Genomic DNA, 18,667 nt, shown 5'->3' with positions numbered 1-18,667 from the left:
TCATGCTGAAAATATGGCGAACGGTCAGAACAGACCCACCAGTTGATCGACTGGTAGGAGTTATGATGCTTAGGGAACTAACGCTTGTTGTAGAGTTGTTGGTTCCAATGCGATTTCCTTTGAACCATCGCATCTCTCATTCAATTCTACTCGGTCCAATTGGTCCGGGAGACGTTGCAATAAACCTGTATTCAGGCTAGAGCGAATCCTGTTTTCGACGCAACCGAGTGAACAGATTCTTATATCTCCCGAGAGCAGGTCCTTTGAGATGAGAGGTTGCTGCGTTTTGGGTTCCCTGTTCGGTTTGTGAGTCTAACCGAAACGAAGTCCCTGACGGCGGTTCAAATTCGGGTTCCACCATATCGTAAGCAACGGGTTCCTCTTCGACTGCCTCCGTTTCCTGGGATTCTGAATAATTCCGAATCTCATTCAGTGCGTTTAAGAGCCCTCTGCGCGTCTCCGAGCAAACTTCATAAACCTGAGCGGCCAATAGTTCTTCAAATGAACCATCGTCCTGTGAGATTTCATCCGCCAAAGCCTGGAATACGTTTGGCTCCAATCGTTTCAACTGACTTTCTTCAAAGACGATCGGATTTGATTCCACATCTGAACTCGACTCAAGCTTGTCTGTCTCAGAAGATTGTACCGCTACTGCAGGTTGTACTGGTGGGGCAATACTCTGTTTTGAGCTGAGATCTTGCTGTGGCACCGCAGCACGAAACGGGGGCGGCTGCAATCGCAGTGACGAACTCATCACGTCTGTTTCAGAGAGCGTTTCCTGAGGAAGTGTCGCTGGATCAACGCCCGCATCAATGGCGGCATAGCGATCAACAATCTCGACAAATCCATCTGTGATTTCGAAAGAACTCACTTGTTCAGAGCTGGTTGAGTCGTTGTGTACCACTTCAGTGAAGGTTTCTGCAATAGATAGAGGCGGCATCGCTGGTTCGAGCTCTGGTTCGGACTCTGACGCGATTACTTCTGTTTCACAGACCTCATTTTCTTCAGAACTATCTCCGATTTCGATTGCTTCAATATCGTCTCCGAGCGAGAGTAAATCAGACGAATCCCAGTCGAAATCATCTGTAGCAGACTCAGTTTCACTCGAAGGTGTGCTAGCCAGTTCGTTCAATTGATCTTCCATTGATGTATCGATGTCATAATCTGTAGCCGTCTCTTCTTCATTGAGCATCTGATCAATTTTTTCAACTGGTTCAGATTCACGCATCTCTTCCAGAGGGGAGCGGGCAGGCAGGGGATCATTCCAATGCAGTGGCAGTTGCTGAAGATCTGTAAACGCTTCACGCGTGATGGCCTCATCGACGACGGGTGAATCCTGTAAGTAGGCCAACATCAAACTATGATCGCAGATCTGATTCAGACACCGCGGCAATCCGTCACTCACCTGGGTGATGAATTTGACTGCCTCTTCGGTAAAATACTCGCGTTCCTCAGTCGCCACACGCTGAATTCGGTATGCAATATATTCTTCCGATTCCAGCCGGGTCATCCGGTCTAAATAAGCCTGGCAACCGATCCGTTGGTTTAATGACGAAAGTGCAGACTGAACCAATGTCTCTTCCAGTGCAGTCTGACCGCAGAGCATTAACTGCAGCGCTGGCTTGCCATCGAAAGAAATATCGGAAAGAACCCGTAATTCTTCCAAAAAGGAAACTGGTAAAAGATGTGCCTCATCCACAATCAACAGCAGGGGTTGTCCATGAGCCAGAAATGATGAACGGATTTCCGCAGACAGTGCCAGTCGCAGTTCCTGCTCGCTGACCTTTTCATAACAGTCTGTTAAACTATACAGTAGCGTCTGCAGTAACGCTCTGACAGTTGGGAAGTTACAGTGTTCAACAAATTGAATTTGAAACTGTTCTTCCAGTTGTGAGATTAATTGTCGGCAAATCGCAGTTTTACCGGTTCCCGCTTCTCCCGTGAGTATTGTGATTCCATTCAAACTCGAAATACTGACCAATAGCTCATCGAGCACATTCTGATGCTCGGTCGCTTGATAAAAACAAGCAGGGGAGGGTGAAACGGTGAAGGGTCGATCCTTGAACCCAAAGTTTGTTTCGTACATTTCCAATGGCCTTTTCGCGTTTATTGCATCAGTTCCCGCAGGAAACTGTATGATTTTGATACCTACTGGAATACAGAATCAGCAGCGCAACTCGAAAACCTGTTTGATCCCGCATCCTATGAACAATTCATCGAACAGGTTACGGTCTATTCTTGAGCATTACCAATACAATCGACAGTATCTGAGCAGGGTCCCTCAGGTGCATTACCCAAACGCTAGATCTTGACATTGCCAGCCGGGTCATTTAAAGAATTCCGCTTATAGAGAATGGGTAATTTACCATCTGTCCACCGAGGGCTCTTCAGGACCACAAATCAAGGTTCCAGATACTCCTCGTCAAAAACACGCATAACTCTGTTTTTTAGCATTGAATCTAACTCTTTTAATACAAGCGTTTTACAATAAATATCTGTTTAATGACCAACTCTCTCCTTTCTCTCCCCGATTTGCTGGAGTAGACTTATTAAGATAAAGAGGTAGGCTGGATTCGTTCTTGGATTTCAGTCTCATTAATATTGAAGTTTTCATTGATTTCAGCGTAGCGAAATTCAATTTTACCTGTCATGATTTTCATTTTCATCACTGATTGATTCCTTGTTTCAGGAGGCGCACGTAGAATTTCTGATGTCAGAAGCCACTCTTTCCTTTGCTGATCCCGATCAGATTCCCGTTTTACTGGGGACTCATGATTGTCACATCAGACAAATTCAGGATGCACTAGGCGTGGATGTCGTTCATCGCGGAGATGAACTTCGAATCATCGGCGATGATTCTCAAATCCAGAAATCACTCCGTATCTTCTCTGAACTGAAAGCGATTGTCGAAAGTACAGGCCAACTCAAAAGCGAGCAGGTACAGACTGCCCTTTCGAACGGCAACTCGGTCAGCAAGAAACCGAAACAGAACCCGATCGCCACGCCCTCTTCAATTGATCTCTTCGAGAAAGCCAAAAAAGTTCATCCGCGAACACCGGGGCAGTCCGATTACATAAAATCCATCGGCGAACATGACCTGGTTTTTTGCACAGGACCTGCTGGCTGTGGTAAAACGTTTCTGGCAGTCGCCATGGCAATTCACGCCTTACGAACGGAGCAGGTGCGGAAAATTGTCTTGGTACGACCTGCTGTGGAAGCGGGGGAAAAACTGGGATTTCTGCCCGGTGATATGCTGGCGAAAGTGAATCCGTTTTTAAGACCACTGTTGGACGCTTTAGGCTGCCTGCTCGATTACGATCAAGTCCATCGTTATATGGAAAATGATATCGTGGAAGTCGTCCCTTTAGCTTTTATGCGGGGACGGACGCTGGATAATACATTTATCATTATGGACGAAGCGCAAAATACGACCGTGACTCAGATGAAAATGTTTCTCACCCGAATGGGCATGGGGTCACAAATTGTGGTCACGGGAGACACTTCACAAATCGACTTACCACCCGATGTTTCCTGTGGTATGACTGATGCCATCAATCGTTTACGGAATATCAAAGGCGTGGGAGTGGTCCAATTAAAAACGGAAGACATTGTAAGACACAGACTGGTTGGCGAAATTGTGAAAGCTTACCAAAACGAAGATGGTCTGGGTCTCTGATTCTCAGCTTCATTCCCTCGTTCTAAATCCACTATCAATTCAGGTTGTTTGCATGGCTTTTTTTGGTTCCAAAAAATCCCGAACGGCACTTGCTGCCAGTTTGCGAGATTCTTCCAAATTGAGTTCGAAGCTGCGCGAATTACTGAGCAACCGAGGGACTCTGTCACGTCTGAGTGTTTGTCTGTTAACCATCATCATTTTAATGGTGGCTGTTGAGAGCTGGAAAGCACCTTTTCCATACCGTCTCGGCATGTTCGAGGAACATGGAATTCTGGCAAGCGCGACTTTCAAGGTTGCCAACCCGATCGAGACAGACCGGCAACGCACGCAAAAAGAATCAGATGTTCCTTATTCGTTCAAACAACAGCCAGAGTTGATCGAAAAACTCCCCTTATTACTCAGAGAAGACCTGGTCGCGATAGCGAAGGCCAAGTCTCTGGATGAATTGAATGCAGACTCCCGAGCGGAATTGGGGTTAACCTCATCCCGGCGGCTGGAGCAGTTTATTGATCAGTTTCCCGAAGAATCAGAACAAACATTTGCAGAACTGAAATCACTTGTCAGTAGCCCTGATTCCAATGATACGAAAAAAATTGATGCACTCATTGATGATTTCAAAAAACTGATTTCTCCATTACTGGTTTATGGAATCGTGAATGAGAATGATCTGACCAAAAATCAGATTCGTGCAGATGATGCGATTGCCATCATCAATGAAAATACCGATTCACGACGAATTGTAACTACGTTTGATATCCGCCTGCCCAATCAGTTATCTGAAAATGGAGCTATTGGCAGAGAGTGGAAACAATTCCCGCGACTGGCCCCGATGTCTGCAGTTCTCTCACACTGGATTCATTTCCAGGCACCGACAACTCTGGTTTATGATTCCGCGAGAACACTGCAGGAACGAAAACAGGCCCGAATGCTGGTCGATGAAATTTATGACACCTTCCAACGCGGAACCATTCTGGTTGACCCCGGACAGGCTATTGATGAGACACAGCTCGTATTACTGCGAGCGGAATACGAAGCCAAAGAAGAACGGGTTCCACTCTATGAACGAGTGACCCGCATCACCATTATTTTTCTGATGCTGATTGTTCTTGCCGTATTGAATGGCTATCACTTACTGCGTAACAAAAAAGCGGTGGCCAAAACGGTCAGTAGCTTGAGCATTTATTCCAGTGTGATCATCTTAACCGTCTTCCTCGGGCGTTTACTTTCTTATGACCCCTGGCGTGCCGAAGTGCTCCCGCTGATCGCAACCGTCATGGTATTTGCCATTGTCTACGACCAGATGATGGCCATCCTGACAGCACTTTCGCTGACTCTATTGCTCTGTCTCTCAACAGGAGGCTCACTGGGACACTTCGTGGTTCTGATGAGCGTTTCCTCTGTAGCCGTTACTTCCCTGGGCACGGTTTCATCCAGATCCACTCTGATTAAACTTGGATTTGGGATGGGGCTGACTTACTTCCTGGTTTATTGGGGAATCAACCTGATACACAGCCAGGAGCTCTCGAACGGATTTTTTAATCAACGGGTTTTATGGGAAAGCCTGCAAGGGGCAGGGTGGTGTCTGGCGGCGGGATATCTTGTCGCTGGAAGTCTGCCGTTTATTGAATCTCTGTTTGGAGTCGTGACCGACATTAGTTTGCTGGAAATGAGTAATGTCTCGCATCCTTTGCTGCAGGAATTAGTCCGCCGTGCTCCGGGTACGTATAACCACTCCATCTCGATGGCAACCATCGGAGAAGCGGCTGCAGATAAAATTGGTGCTAACGGTCTCCTGGTGCGAGTGGCCGCCTATTATCACGACATCGGTAAAATGCTCAAGCCACAATACTTCATTGAAAATATGGTTGTCGGAAGCGAAAGTCTGCATGACAATCTGGCACCTGCGATGAGTACGTTGATTATCATCGGACACGTGAAAGATGGTGTCGACCTCGCGCGTCAGCACAATTTACCGCAACCCATTATCGATTTCATCGAACAGCATCATGGCACAACGCTGGTAGAATATTTTTTCCGGGAAGCAGAAAAACAGGCCGATCTCAGCCCCGACCACAAAACCGATGCCGAAGAATCTTCGTTCCGCTATCCGGGACCAAAACCACAAACCAGAGAAGCAGGCGTCATGATGCTGGCCGACGCTGTCGAAAGTGCCAGCCGTACACTGAGTGATCCGACACCAAAACGTATCAAATCTCTGGTACATTCATTAGTCATGAAGCGACTGTTGGACGGGCAGTTTAATGAGTGCTCCTTAACCTTAAGTGAAATCAATATTGTAGAAGAGACCCTGGTGAAATCTCTCATCGGAATCTATCACGGCCGAATCAAATATCCGGAAGAGCGATCTGCATAACCACCGGTAGAACAACTGCATGAACACCATTGACCAGTTCCAAATTAAAATTCAAAACTCGCAGAATCACATCTCGATCGATGAAGCACAGCTAGAGGAAGCGGCTTGCTTCCTTTTACAGTCGGAAAAAGTAAATCAGGCCGACATCAGCCTCGCCATTTTTGATAACCCCACAGTCCGCGAGTTGAATCAACAATATTTAGCGCATGACTACGACACGGATGTTCTGAGTTTTCTGCTGGATTGTCAGACAGATCCAGAGTTACAGATCCCTGACCTCAGGGGCGCAGGCAAGACCCTTGAAGGCGAGGTGATTGTCTCTGCTGAAATGGCAGTCGCTTTAGCAGAAAAATATCAATGGTCTGCTGAGAACGAACTTCTGCTGTATGTCGTACATGGTTTATTGCATTTATGTGGCTATGATGATCTGTCAGAAGACGAGCTACAGCTGATGCGAGCGAGAGAACAACAGGTTTTTGATCATTGGGGGCTGAAAATCCCCAGAAGAGAAGAGTGAGAAATCATTCGAAATAGTATCATTCTCAGATTCATGTATTCGTCTATTCCAGTTAAACTAAAGTAGATTCCGGTGCTCAACCGAATCTTTTTCGTCACTAATAATTTGTCAATTTGTAAGATTTATGGTCCCGCTGATATTTGCTGTTTTAACTGCACTCACCCTGTTCGCAGGCGTATTGGGTTTTTCTTTAAGAGATTTCTCACGAAGTCGCTTAGAAACGCTCTGTAACGATGCAGGCGTACCCGATCGATTCAGTGAGATTCTGAAGTCGCATCCGACGATTCATCTGGCCGCAGATTTCACCTACTTTTCCGGTGTCATTCTGATTTCCGTGATTCTGACCAGACAATACATCCCCAATCCGACTGAGTTCAGTTCCGTTCCCACCGCCATTCAATTCGCGTTTCAAATGCTCCTGGCACTGGTCATAGGAATCATATTCCTGATGACTGTTCCCTGGACCATTTCACGAATCACTGGGGAACGCTTCCTGCAAAAATTCTGGCCCGTCGTGCGCTGGCTGCCTGTATTCCTGACTCCGGTCATCTGGCTCTCCTGGAAAATTGACGGATTTTCACATCGCCTGGCAGGAAAAGAGGAAAACAAGAATGGACGGGAAGCTAATATCAGTGAAGAAATCCTCTCTGTGGTTGAAGAAGGCGCGCGTGGCGGAATTCTGGAATCCGAAGCCGGTAAGATGATTCAGCGTGTGATGGAGCTTCAGGATGAAGATGTCGCCGCCATCATGACCCAGCGCATGGATATGGAATACATCTCAGTCGACGCGACTCTAGACGAAGCACTTTTGAAGTTTATTGACGTTGGCCATTCACGGATTCCTGTGATTGGAGAATCAACCGATGATATCGTAGGAATTCTGTATGCCCGAGAACTGCTCAAACACTATTCGAAGGAAAATCAGAATTCCAATACGTCAGAAAAGCTAACCATTCAAACCCTGATGTTCTCCCCGTTCTATATTCCGGAAACAACGGGCATTGATTCGTTACTGGAAACCATGCAGAAAGAACACGTCCATATGGCAATCGTCATCGATGAATATGGCGGAGTTGCCGGCCTGGTTACGATGGAAGATGTGCTCGAAGAAATTGTTGGCGATATTGTCGATGAATTCGATGCTGAAGAAGAGCAGATGATTTTCGATCAGGGCAACAACATTGTGGAAGTCGATGCACGGGTTCATATCGATGATCTCAATGAACAATACAACTTCGATCTGCCTGAAGGAAAAGACTTTGACACCATCGGTGGATTTGTGATTACCCAAATGGGAAAAGTACCTCAAACGGGTGATTCTCTTAACTGGCAGCAATTACGGATTGATGTTCTTGAATCCGACGAACGAAAAATCAGCAAGCTGCGTATCGAATTAGATCCGACATACGTCGAAGAACTCGACGCCGATACCTGATCCCTCATAAGAGACTACCAGCGTTCGACAGGCCCGCCGGGAACGGGAATATGCATCTCCGGCAAGACGCCACTCCGGGAACCTGAGGTCGGCCCTTCTGCTGCGATCTTCTGAATCGCTGCATCAAACTCTTGCAAATTCTGCGCACATTGAAATACATGGCGTAATGCCGGTTTGACTCGCATCGACTTCAAATACCAGTGCCCCATTTTGCGAAACATGGAAAGTGCACGTTCTTCGGTTGTCATTTCCAGCAGATAACGAAATTGCCGTAACAATAACTCCAACCGTTCATCGAAGTTACCCGGAGGATCATATCGTCCGGTTTGCTCCCACTGGAGCAGTTGACGAAAGATCCAGGGATTCGCCAGAGCACCTCGGCCGATGGAAACGCCTGCACAACCAGTCGTTCTCAGCATAAAATCCGCATCAGCAATTGATGTCACATCCCCATTGCCAATCACCGGAATCGATTCGACGGCTTCCACCACCTGCCGAATTCCATCATGATTGACCGAACCACGAAAACCCTGCTCGCGTGTTCTTCCATGAATGGCAACCGCAACCACTCCGACCTGTTCAAACTCTCTGGCAAAAAAGGGCGCAGTCAGGTTCTGTTCATCCCAGCCCAGCCGCATTTTGACCGTGACGGGGATCTTGACCGCTTCCACCACACACTGGACCAACGACACAGTGTCTTCGGGACGGCACATCATGCTGGCGCCAGCTCCCCCTTTGACAATCCGATTCACGGGACAGCCCATGTTGATATCAATCGAATCGACGCCACGTGCTTCCAGCAATTGTGCTGCATCGCTCATCAGCTTCGCATCACTCCCAAAGATCTGGACCGCAAAAGGCGAATCTTCGGGACAGGTTTGAATTAACTGCAGGGTTTTGTGACTGCCTTCCAGCAATCCACGCGCATTGACCAAATCGGTCGTACCTAGTCCCACACCACCGATTTCTCGCACAATCCGCCGAAAGGGTAAATTCGTATACCCGGCAAGGGGAGACAGCAAATATCGAGACTCCAGCTGCAATGAACCATAGCAGAGTGGTGGTCGAGGATCAGGTTGAGGGGGCAGTGAATTCATTAGATTTATAAAGCATAAAAGGCGTAACTTAAGACATTTCGTGCATCTTAGCAGTCAATACAGGGCCTGGAAATAGTCACCTGCAACTATATCCAAGGTGACACAACTCTTAAATAGAAGGGGATTCCCCCAAATGTAAATATGGGGAGACTGCAAAAAGATTTCTCATTGAAGTTACCCTGCTGATTATGCCGATAGGGATGATATTGTTTCATTCTGCTTTATCCAATGGGAACCATTCGGTGCTGACTCGCATTTTTACATTGCTAATTTGTTTATCCAGCCTGTCAGGGTGCGTCATCATGCGTACCTCTGTCACGAATCCCAATCCGAAGCTGAAAACCGTCGCACTGGTCCCTTTTTTCAATCTCAGCCAGGAATCAGACGTTGACGGACGTCGTTTCGCGCTCGCTTATTATGCCGAATTGCAGAAAGTTCCCGGATTTCAGGTTTTACCACTCGGTGTATCTGAAGTCGCTATGGTGGAACATCAGCTGCAAATGAATAACCCGGATGATGTTCTCAAGTTAGCCAAAATTCTAAACGTGGATGCGGTGGTCATCGGCGCGATCACCGATTATTCCCCCTATTATCCCCCCCGCATTGGCATGCAGGTTTCCTGGTATTCTCCACATTCACAGGAATTCACTCCGGGGCTCCCTTTACTGACCGAAGAGCGGCACGCCAAAAAAACCGTTCTGGATCAGTTGTTCAAAAGTGATCGTCTGGCTGCGAAAGAAGTCAGACAGGAAGAACACCAAATGAAACGGGAAGTAAAACAAGCTGCTCACATAGAACGAAAAGCAGAAAAACAGCAACAGAAAATCGAGCGGAAGCTGGGAAAACAAAACTGTCCTGATGGTGACTGTCAGACGGAGATTCAAGCACCTCCCGTACCTGCAGCAACAGTCATTCGCGGACAATCAACAGAAACACTCGATTCATGGCCTTATCCGAAAAACCAGTCCGGAATCATCCAGGCGTACGCGCAAGCCAATCAGGGCGCACAAACAACAAGCCCCGTCATCCAGGCCCCGATGTCAAAACTCCCCAACCTCGGCCCGTATATGAAACAACAACCAGTCGTTGCCCCCAGGCCAACGACACTTCCGCCCCCCCCAAACAATATCGCACAACAAATTCCTTTAGACACGAAGCAATTTGATGCATACTGCCCTCCTTCGGTTCCCACACACACCACTACCATTGACCCACGACAACCGTTCATGACTTACACACGGCTGTTCGATGGCTCTGATGCTGCTCTCGTAGCTCATTTACGCGATTACCTTGAAGTCAGCGGAGACCGCCGCAGTGGGGGCTGGGAAGCCTACCTGCATCGGAGCGAGGACTTTATACGGTTTACATCGCATTTAATGATTCTAGAGATGTTAACGCTCCACGGTGGACAAGCTCAGCACCAGCTCATCTTCAAAGTAAGAAAATACCGATAATCCCACCGCTCAATCGCCGATATTAAATAGAGCGGTTTTATGAGCACCCCCAACTCCATCTCAAGTCTGACTCCAGTGCTCTGACAATAAATAAAGGACTGCCACAGTGAAACAACAAATGAATGTCGTTGCATTAGTTAAAGATTCAGAGCGCTATGTATTTCTCTACGATGATGAAAGTTCCTCCCAGATGCTTCAGACATTGGGGCAATATGCAGCCGATAAGGATCTGAGTTTTACCTGGTATGATGCGGCTGTCATGAGCCAGAAGGTACGAAAATTAAGACGGGAAGCAGAACTGGAAGAACAATCCAAACGATTGCGTAAAACGGCTTGAATTTCGAAGTACCGGATTCCATCGCGAAGATCTTCTCACCATTCAAAGTATTACAGCCATCATTGAAACCTTATGATCTCTTCGCAACCGATCAGACCCGTTGAACTACATGACGCGATAGACAGCTTTCTGCGCTATCTGCAAATCGAACGGAACTCCTCCGACCTGACGCTCAAATCGTATGCCGAAGATCTGGATAGTCTAATTGAATATCTGACCGAGTACGAAGAATCACTCTTACCTCCGGACCAGATCGGCATCAATGAATTGCGTCGTTATGTCGCTTATTTACATGAGTGTCAGTACGAGCGCACCACCATCGCCAGGCGATTAGCCTGCCTGCGAAGCTTCTTCCGTTACTGCTGCAGAGAAGGGTACACCAAAACCAATCCGGCCAAGCCACTCCGCACGCCACGCACCGGACGAAAATTACCGCATTTCTTAACGACAGACCAGATTGGTTCCCTGCTGGAAGCGCCTCCGGCCAACAGCAAAATGGGGCTCAGAGATCGAGCCATCCTTGAAACGTTGTACTCCGCAGGCCTGCGTGTTTCCGAACTGGTCGCCCTCAATCTGAGTGACTGGGATCAGGATGCCAATATTATTCGAGTCCTGGGCAAAGGACGCAAAGAACGGATCGCCCCCATAGGCAGTTACGCCGCCAAAGCATTGAAGTACTGGCTCGAAGAACGCGAAGCCAAACCCAAAGCCCACCCCGATTCGGACGCGATTTTTCTCAATCGGTTAAAAACGCGGATCACATCACGTAGCGTGGGTCGCATGCTGGAGAAATATCTGCTCCAGGCAGGCCTCGACAAAAAAACGAGCCCGCATACGTTGAGGCACAGTTTCGCCACGCACTTGCTGGATGGCGGCGCAGATTTGCGTAGCGTACAAGAACTACTGGGGCACAAAAGCTTAACCACGACGCAAATTTACACACACGTCAGCACCAAACGCTTACGCGAAACTTACGAGAAATCTCACCCTCACGCACAGCGTTCAAAATAGCCATTCCTTTGGTTCTTGAAACCTGCAGCCAGAATACAAAGGGCGAGGAGTAACTCCAGCCTGGAGCTTCAATCCCAGTCTTTGACCGTTGTCACTTCGAGCGACTTGCCTGAACTCAGACTTTCACGCGAAAGCCGGACCAGTTGAATCGCCTGACAAGCATCCCGGATACTCGGAACAGGGATAATCCCTCCCACCGCGCGTCGGCAAAAATGATCCAGCATCACTTCTAACTCCCGGCGATCACTTTTCAATGACTCCGTCATCGAAGCCGATTCATTTTCCCAATGAATCTCGTCAGGTGAATGAAACTCTGCCAGCCCATTTTGACAGTTTATCTGATGCCGGGGAAACAACGTCTCTGTTTCTCTCTGCTGAATTTTGATTTTAATTAATGCAAAGCGTTCCGCAGCGGTAACAGGGTCCGGCAGGAACTCGATTTTAATCTGCCGATGATCTTCCGATCGATCACTCGAATCAGAATGTAACGTCGTTTGCACTTTGACTGGTTTGGTGCGCATTACATAACAACACCAGTCCATTAATCCCACCAGAAAATCAGTTTCGTTCTTTTGCCCGGGAACTTCCACTTGCTGGTCTGCTGCGGGGCAACAAGTCTCTATCTGAATGGAGTTCGGCTTTCCCAGACGTGTGACCACTAATTCAAAAAAGCGACTGGTTGCCTGCGAATAACGGCGGCTGAACTCAGGCATTAGTGTCACCAGCTGATCTGCTGCTCTGGCATGAACCAGTTCCAGCAAATCCAGATCTTCCCCTAAACTGCCGGCGATATAAACAGGACGATGCTGCTGACTGAGCAACTTGAGCGGATAGTGATTCATCCAGTCTGAGTGCAGGAGCAGAAACGCATCGATTGAATAACGTGAAACCAGACAACCAATTCCCGAAACGGCCGCTGCATTCCAGTGAGCGGCAACCTGTTCCGCGCGACTGCGAACCGGATCATAGACTGCTTTGATCTGGATCCGCTGGTCGATCGCCCGCAGTGCAGGTTCATAGCGCTGTTCCCAATATGGTCCAAGCCCTATTATTCCAATTCTGACCATAGCGGGAACATTACTAATTTGGGGAACATAAGAAAAAGTGTGGAATTCAGTGAGTATACAGCCAGATTACAGACGACCTGCCGGATCTCAATGAAACAACTCCAGATTGGATATGATATTCTTAAATTGACTCTTGAATCAAGTCTGTATTTCTGGAGCAACTCTACTATCGACTAAACCAGAACGTGGCGATACCTAAATACCCCACATAAATAGACAACAAAACAAAACCGCTGAAACTGGAGATTTGCTTGCGTTTCCAGGAAAGCCCCAACATGGCCAGCATCAACAAAATCACAACAGGTCCATCGAATAGAACGGTTTGTTTCTGGATGGGTAACGGGTGAATTAACGCGCACGTCGAAATCACCATGGTGATATTCAACACATTGGCTCCGATGATATTTCCAGTTCCCAATGCACCATGGCCTTTTACCACCGAAAGCACGGAGATCGTAAATTCGGGCAGGGAGGTCCCCACTGCTAAAATGGTCAGACCAATCAGCAATTCAGAAACTTCATAATAGCGGGCAACCTGTACCGCATTGGTGACCAGCAGCTTACTTCCTAAAACCACGAGAAACGCACCGCAGAAAAAGGCAAATGCTAACTTGAAACAATGAACCTTTAAATTCTTAACTTCTGGCGGGTGCTCTTGCTCCTCACCAAAGTCATGTCGTGATGACATCGCGACGCGTAAAGAAAACAGGATATAACCGGCTAAGACACAGAGCAAAATCCCTGCCTGCCAGCGCGCGATACCGAACTCAGCAGGCACTCCGGCTTGTGTCACCGCACCACCGGAAGAAAACAGGCTAAACAACCAGACCAGAACACCAGAAAACAGCATAAAGAAACCGGGACCCACGATTGTTAACCGAGAAACGGGAATCCCGCTTTCCGTTTTCCCTCGCCAGGAAAGAAATCCCTTTAGTAGTGCACAGGTTCCAATAATTAAGCCGATGTTACACAAGCAGGAACCCAGCGCATTCCCGACAGCCAGATCTCCTTTACCGGAAATCGTACTGGTCACGGATACCATCAATTCAGGGAACGTGGTCGACATACTGACAATCGTCGCGCCAATAATCACAGGAGGAATGCGAGTTAGTCTCGCGATCTCAACAGAACTATCAGTAAAAAGGTCGCCGCCTTTGGTAATACTGAGCATACCCAGTAAGATGAAAAACAGACTGATCAGGATTGATGAAGGCGCATCCAGCCCGGTCACTAATCGAATAATATCAAGAGGCTCAACGGCCATCATCAAAAAATACAAGCGACTACTCCTGTGTCGTTTCTGGAGTGCTGATTTAAGTCTGTCTGCAAAATATTAAAAAGTAAGCAATTAATATGATAGTCATGATAGCAAACATTATTTTGAGAGTATTCTTTTGGGAAATAAAACGTAATATAGAGTGATGAGATCATCGTTTTCCTTTCTCAAAACACTTTTGTACCCTGTCATTTCAGTTCGATTTCCAGGCAAGGATGGACGCCCATGAATCACTCAGATCAGTCTGCTTCCGAAAACCCGTCATCCAAGACATCCGCTTTCAGTGAAGAAATCGAATTACAGGGGCATATTATCGACAGCCTGCTGTTACCCAAGATTCTGGATGAGATCACCGTCCTGGGTGGGGATTTTTCTATCAATGAGATCTCGATAGGCCAACTGAGATCGGACAGCAGCCATGCCCAGATCACAGTCTCAGCCAGGGACGAAGAAACGCTCGAGAATATTTTGACCCATATCGCCCAGCACGGCGCCGTTCCGGTTCAACAGCATGATTGTGTCTTAGAGCCCGCAGACATGGATGGTGCGTTTCCGGAAGGATTTTACTGCACAACCAACCAGAAGACACAAATTCGAATTGCAGGAAACTGGATTCCCGTTGAGTTACAGGAAATGGACTGTGGTATCGTCGTCAGCCCTGATCGAAAAACGGCACATTGCCTGCCGATGTCTGACGTAACGCAAGGGGAACTGGTTGTGATTGGGAACCAGGGAAGCAGAGTCATTCCGGCAGAACGCAGTGCGCCTGAAGTTTCTGGTTTCTCTTTCATGCACAGTACCGTCTCCAGTGAAAAACCCAAAGGGGTCACCGTCAGAGAAATCGCCTCTGAAATGCGGCGTGCCAAAGCAGGCACTGGCAAAATTCTCATCGTCGCCGGTCCTACGGTCGTCCATACCGGCAGCAGAGATTATTTCAGTGAACTGATTCGAGAAGGCTACGTGAATCTGCTTTTTGCGGGCAACGCGCTGGCCACCCATGACATCGAAGAATCATTCTATGGAACCAGTCTGGGAATCTCGATGGAACATGGCGGCTCAACTGAAGAAGGGCACGAACATCACTTAAGGTCGATCAACCGAATTCGTCGATTGGGCAGTATTAAAAATGCCGTTGATCAAGGCGTATTGAAATCCGGCATCATGTATGAATGCGTGAAAAACCAGGTGCCATATGTGTTGGCAGGCAGCATTCGCGACGATGGTCCTTTGCCAGACGTCATTACGGATTCCATCGCCTCACAACGCAAAATGCGCGAAATGGTGCAGGGGGTCTCGTTTTGTCTGATGATTGCCACGACCCTGCATTCGATCGCAGTCGGAAATTTATTACCGGCCAGTGTGAAAGTGGTGTGCGTCGACATCAATCCCGCCACGGTCACTAAGCTGGCTGACCGCGGGACGTTTCAAACGGTAGGACTGGTGACTGATGTGGAGCCCTTTTTAAGGGTCTTACTGGATGAAATCAATAAATTGGAATGATTGTTTTTCTTTCGTCGTCGCTCCGCTATAATGAGAATACATGAAATCAATTCGCCGATCTTACTTCACTTACAGTAAATAAGTGGCAGTGAATAACTGGTCCGACTGAGGATTATGGAATGCCGGAATCAACGCAGAAAAAATATCATATCGCTGATTTTTCCCAAATCGAGGGGACTTCCTGTCCCTGCGGTACAGCGCGTCGTGCTTTTGCCGACGTACCGGAATTTCCAGGCACATTGCATGTGACTGAAATCTCAGAGGATGCAGAGCTGCATTATCATCGCAAACTGACAGAAACGTATTACTTTCTGGAATGTGGAACCGATGCGAAAATGCAATTAGACGACGAGTTCATTCCCGTGCATGCCGGGATGTCAATTGTCATTCCGCCGGGAGTTCGTCATCGGGCCATTGGTTCCATGAAAATCATCAATATCGTCTTTCCGAAATTCGATCCGGAAGATGAATGGCTTGACTGAGCTTGCCTTATGCCGGGAGATCTTCATTACAGTACGGGCACGAGTCCCCGTAAATAATCTTTCCGCAGTTCGTACATTCGTGCGCACCATACGTAGGACGATCGGGAGTCACCCAGCGTTGATAGGCCAAAAAGGCAAAGACGCCTGCCACAAAAACGGCAAACAGAATCGCAAGACCACCCGTTCCATAAGAAAAGAAAATGACTAAATCGATGGCAAGGCCGCAAACCATAAAGATGATCGCGTCTCGCATTCGCTCTCGTCTCTGATCATCCGAATCGATCACAATCTGTTCTTGATATTGCAGAATCTGATGCAATAGTTGATCGCGTTCTCTCTGAAGCTGTCGGGCTTCCTGGGTTGACCCTGCTGCGGATAAAAGCCGGGCAGCGGTATCAAGAATCCGGAGTGTGTCATCTGTACTAATCTGACTCTGATGCGCCCAGCGATTTCGAAACTCTTTCAATTCCCCCACATAACTTCTCTCAAGTGGAGTCAGTCGATTACGGAAGACGCTGTTCCAATGGTCCCATAATATCAAAAGCGCGGAATGGGCGTCCCAGCGGATGACCTCACCTTCGGGCTGGGAGGTAATGGCAGAATTTCGGAAACTCTCTTTCGCACGCGTAATCCAGTCATCCTGATAAACGGCTTTCATTTCCTGCTCTATGATGGGATACAGACCGGTCCCCAATAACTCGAGAGTCAGTTTAATGCGCTCGTTATCACCAGCCACACGCTTACCCCTTTAACCGTCTTCGATGTGGGAATTCCACCTTGAGAATCACACAACGACTCTTAAGACACAGAAACACATGAACAATAATTCCCTGTTATCGGGAACAGGTCAAGTATCTATATGCCATAAAATAAGTAAAGCGAGGGATTTATTTGTTCAAGGGGAAGCAGAAACGTTTTAATTAGACTAGCACTATGCGACTAACACTGCTCATAACGACACATTATGCGATGAGATCTTCAACCACGCGGCCATGGACGTCAGTCAACCTAAAATCACGGCCTGCGTAACGGTATGTCAATCTCTCATGGTCAAAGCCGAGCAGCTTCAACACGGTGGCCTGCAAATCATGGACGTGGACTTTGTTTTCCACAGCAGCAAATCCAAACTCATCTGTCGCACCATAAGCCTGTCCCCCTTTGACGCCTCCGCCCGCTAACCAGACAGTGAAGCCATGATTATTATGATCACGGCCATTCATCTTGCCGGCATTGGAACCAGGTGTTGGCAGTTCCACAACCGGAGTTCTTCCAAACTCACCGCCACACATCACGATCGTATCCTGCAGCAGGCCACGTTGCTTGAGGTCTTTCAGCAGAGCCGCTATGGGCTGTGCACACTGTCCCGCCAGATGCCGATGTCCCTTTTCAATATCATCATGATTGTCCCAGGGTTGTCCCGCACCGTGCCAGAGTTGTACATATCGCACACCACGTTCGACCAGTCTCCGGGCAATCATACATTGTCGTGCATGGACTCCTTTGCCATACATCTCGTGAATATGCTGGGGCTCCTGATTGATATCAAATACATCCGAAGCCTGCATCTGCATCCGATAAGCCAGTTCAAAGGACTGAATTCGGGATTCCAGAGCTGATTCCTCAGAACGAACAGACTGATGCCGACGATTCAATGCCTGTAACAAATCTAGCTGAAGACGCTGCTCGGGGAGAGCCAGTTTTTTATTCTTAATGTTGGAAATCAGTTTTTCAATGTCAGTATGCTTGGTGTCGATATGAGTTCCCTGGTACGCACCGGGCAAAAATGCCGAGCGCCAGTTGGCTGATTCCGTAATCGGATATCCACCAGGGCACATCACCACAAAGCCGGGAAGATTCTGGTTTTCTGTCCCCAGTCCATACGTAGTCCAGGCGCCCATACTGGGGCGTGGCTGAATCAGGTCGCCACAATTCATCATCATCAAAGAAGGTTCATGATTCGGCACGTTTGTGTACATCGATCGAACAAAGGCGATGTCATCAACACACTCACCCAGTTCAGAAAAGAGTTCACTCACTTCCAGACCACTCTCTCCATACTTCTTAAATTTAAAAGGCGAGGGGAGAGAAGCCCCCGTTTTTCGCTCGGTACGCAGATTTTGGGTCGGCAGCATTTTGCCGGCATATTTTGCCAGAGCGGGCTTCGGATCAAATGTGTCTACCTGCGAAGCACCACCATTCAAAAAGATATGAATCACATGCTTCGCTTTTCCGGGGAAATGAGACTTTTTGGGAGCCATCGGCGATTCGGTGCTTCCCGCGGGAGCAGCCGATGCGTCCTCAAGTAACCCCTCTGAAGCCATTAACGAAGCCAGACCCATTGAACCCAGTCCGGTACCGCAACGCTGCAGCATCTGCCGTCGTGTAAAAATCGGATCACAATTGAAATGTCGATTCGTGTCAGCCATCTGAACAGGCTCCTG

At 47.9% G+C, this 18,667-nt stretch carries 15 protein-coding genes; 9 read left to right on the top strand and 6 right to left on the bottom strand.

Translation table 11 applies throughout. The features are described from left to right. Positions 1-196: 196 nt before the first annotated feature. A complete protein-coding gene (locus AAC022_RS14335; protein WP_339731951.1) occupies positions 197-2,086 on the bottom strand; it encodes an AAA family ATPase in 1,890 nt (629 codons plus the stop codon). 624 nt (positions 2,087-2,710) lie between these two features. On the opposite strand from AAC022_RS14335, the gene AAC022_RS14330 reads away from it, so the two are divergent. From AAC022_RS14330 to AAC022_RS14315, 4 genes are all read left to right on the top strand, one after another. Beyond that, on the top strand, positions 2,711-3,676 hold the full coding sequence (locus AAC022_RS14330; RefSeq protein WP_339731949.1) for a PhoH family protein: 966 nt from the start codon (positions 2,711-2,713) through the stop codon (positions 3,674-3,676). A gap of 52 nt (positions 3,677-3,728) precedes the next feature. Beyond that, on the top strand, positions 3,729-6,050 hold the full coding sequence (locus AAC022_RS14325) for an HDIG domain-containing metalloprotein (protein WP_339731948.1): 2,322 nt from the start codon (positions 3,729-3,731) through the stop codon (positions 6,048-6,050). A 19-nt stretch (positions 6,051-6,069) separates the two neighbouring features. After that, positions 6,070-6,567, top strand: a complete 498-nt coding sequence (gene ybeY, locus AAC022_RS14320; RefSeq protein ID WP_339731947.1) for an rRNA maturation RNase YbeY — start codon at positions 6,070-6,072, stop codon at positions 6,565-6,567. Between the two features lie 124 nt (positions 6,568-6,691). After that, positions 6,692-8,002, top strand: coding sequence for a hemolysin family protein (locus AAC022_RS14315; RefSeq protein WP_339731946.1), 1,311 nt, complete (start codon positions 6,692-6,694; stop codon positions 8,000-8,002). 14 nt (positions 8,003-8,016) lie between these two features. Here AAC022_RS14315 and dusB read toward each other — a convergent pair whose 3' ends face one another. Then, positions 8,017-9,099, bottom strand: coding sequence for a tRNA dihydrouridine synthase DusB (dusB, locus tag AAC022_RS14310; RefSeq protein ID WP_339731945.1), 1,083 nt, complete (start codon positions 9,097-9,099; stop codon positions 8,017-8,019). Positions 9,100-9,401: 302 nt separating this feature from the next. Here dusB and AAC022_RS14305 point away from each other — a divergent pair, with 302 nt between their 5' ends. The 3 genes from AAC022_RS14305 to xerC all read left to right on the top strand — a co-directional run bounded on the left by AAC022_RS14305 (position 9,402) and on the right by xerC (position 11,901). Continuing rightward, positions 9,402-10,553, top strand: coding sequence for a hypothetical protein (locus AAC022_RS14305; protein WP_339731944.1), 1,152 nt, complete (start codon positions 9,402-9,404; stop codon positions 10,551-10,553). Between the two features lie 106 nt (positions 10,554-10,659). Beyond that, a complete protein-coding gene (locus AAC022_RS14300; protein ID WP_339731943.1) occupies positions 10,660-10,890 on the top strand; it encodes a hypothetical protein in 231 nt (76 codons plus the stop codon). A gap of 72 nt (positions 10,891-10,962) precedes the next feature. Next, positions 10,963-11,901, top strand: coding sequence for a tyrosine recombinase XerC (xerC, locus tag AAC022_RS14295; protein ID WP_339731941.1), 939 nt, complete (start codon positions 10,963-10,965; stop codon positions 11,899-11,901). Positions 11,902-11,969: 68 nt separating this feature from the next. Here the strand turns inward: xerC and AAC022_RS14290 are convergent, their stop codons facing one another. Both AAC022_RS14290 and AAC022_RS14285 read right to left on the bottom strand, forming a co-directional pair. Further along, on the bottom strand, positions 11,970-12,968 hold the full coding sequence (locus tag AAC022_RS14290) for a Gfo/Idh/MocA family oxidoreductase (protein ID WP_339731940.1): 999 nt from the start codon (positions 12,966-12,968) through the stop codon (positions 11,970-11,972). Between the two features lie 166 nt (positions 12,969-13,134). Further along, positions 13,135-14,247 carry a calcium/sodium antiporter gene (locus tag AAC022_RS14285; RefSeq protein WP_339731939.1) on the bottom strand — a complete coding sequence of 371 codons (1,113 nt, stop codon included), beginning with the start codon at positions 14,245-14,247 and terminating at the stop codon, positions 13,135-13,137. Positions 14,248-14,469: 222 nt separating this feature from the next. On the opposite strand from AAC022_RS14285, the gene AAC022_RS14280 reads away from it, so the two are divergent. Together AAC022_RS14280 and AAC022_RS14275 are read left to right on the top strand one after the other, a co-directional pair. Next, the gene (locus AAC022_RS14280) at positions 14,470-15,744 is read left to right on the top strand and encodes a TIGR00300 family protein (protein WP_339731937.1); all 1,275 of its coding nucleotides are present in this window, start codon (positions 14,470-14,472) and stop codon (positions 15,742-15,744) included. Positions 15,745-15,863: 119 nt separating this feature from the next. Beyond that, positions 15,864-16,226 carry a cupin domain-containing protein gene (locus AAC022_RS14275; RefSeq protein WP_339731936.1) on the top strand — a complete coding sequence of 121 codons (363 nt, stop codon included), beginning with the start codon at positions 15,864-15,866 and terminating at the stop codon, positions 16,224-16,226. 7 nt (positions 16,227-16,233) lie between these two features. Here AAC022_RS14275 and AAC022_RS14270 read toward each other — a convergent pair whose 3' ends face one another. Further along, complete coding sequence (locus AAC022_RS14270; RefSeq protein WP_339731934.1) at positions 16,234-16,962, bottom strand: Swt1 family HEPN domain-containing protein; 729 nt, start codon at positions 16,960-16,962, stop codon at positions 16,234-16,236. A gap of 226 nt (positions 16,963-17,188) precedes the next feature. Further along, the gene (locus AAC022_RS14265; RefSeq protein WP_339731932.1) at positions 17,189-18,652 is read right to left on the bottom strand and encodes a DUF1501 domain-containing protein; all 1,464 of its coding nucleotides are present in this window, start codon (positions 18,650-18,652) and stop codon (positions 17,189-17,191) included. Positions 18,653-18,667: the final 15 nt, after the last annotated feature.

It is taken from the genome of uncultured Gimesia sp. (assembly GCF_963976445.1).
Lineage (GTDB): Bacteria > Planctomycetota > Planctomycetia > Planctomycetales > Planctomycetaceae > Gimesia.
Note: the sequence above shows the minus strand (reverse complement) of the source record. Positions and strands in the feature narration are given on the sequence as shown.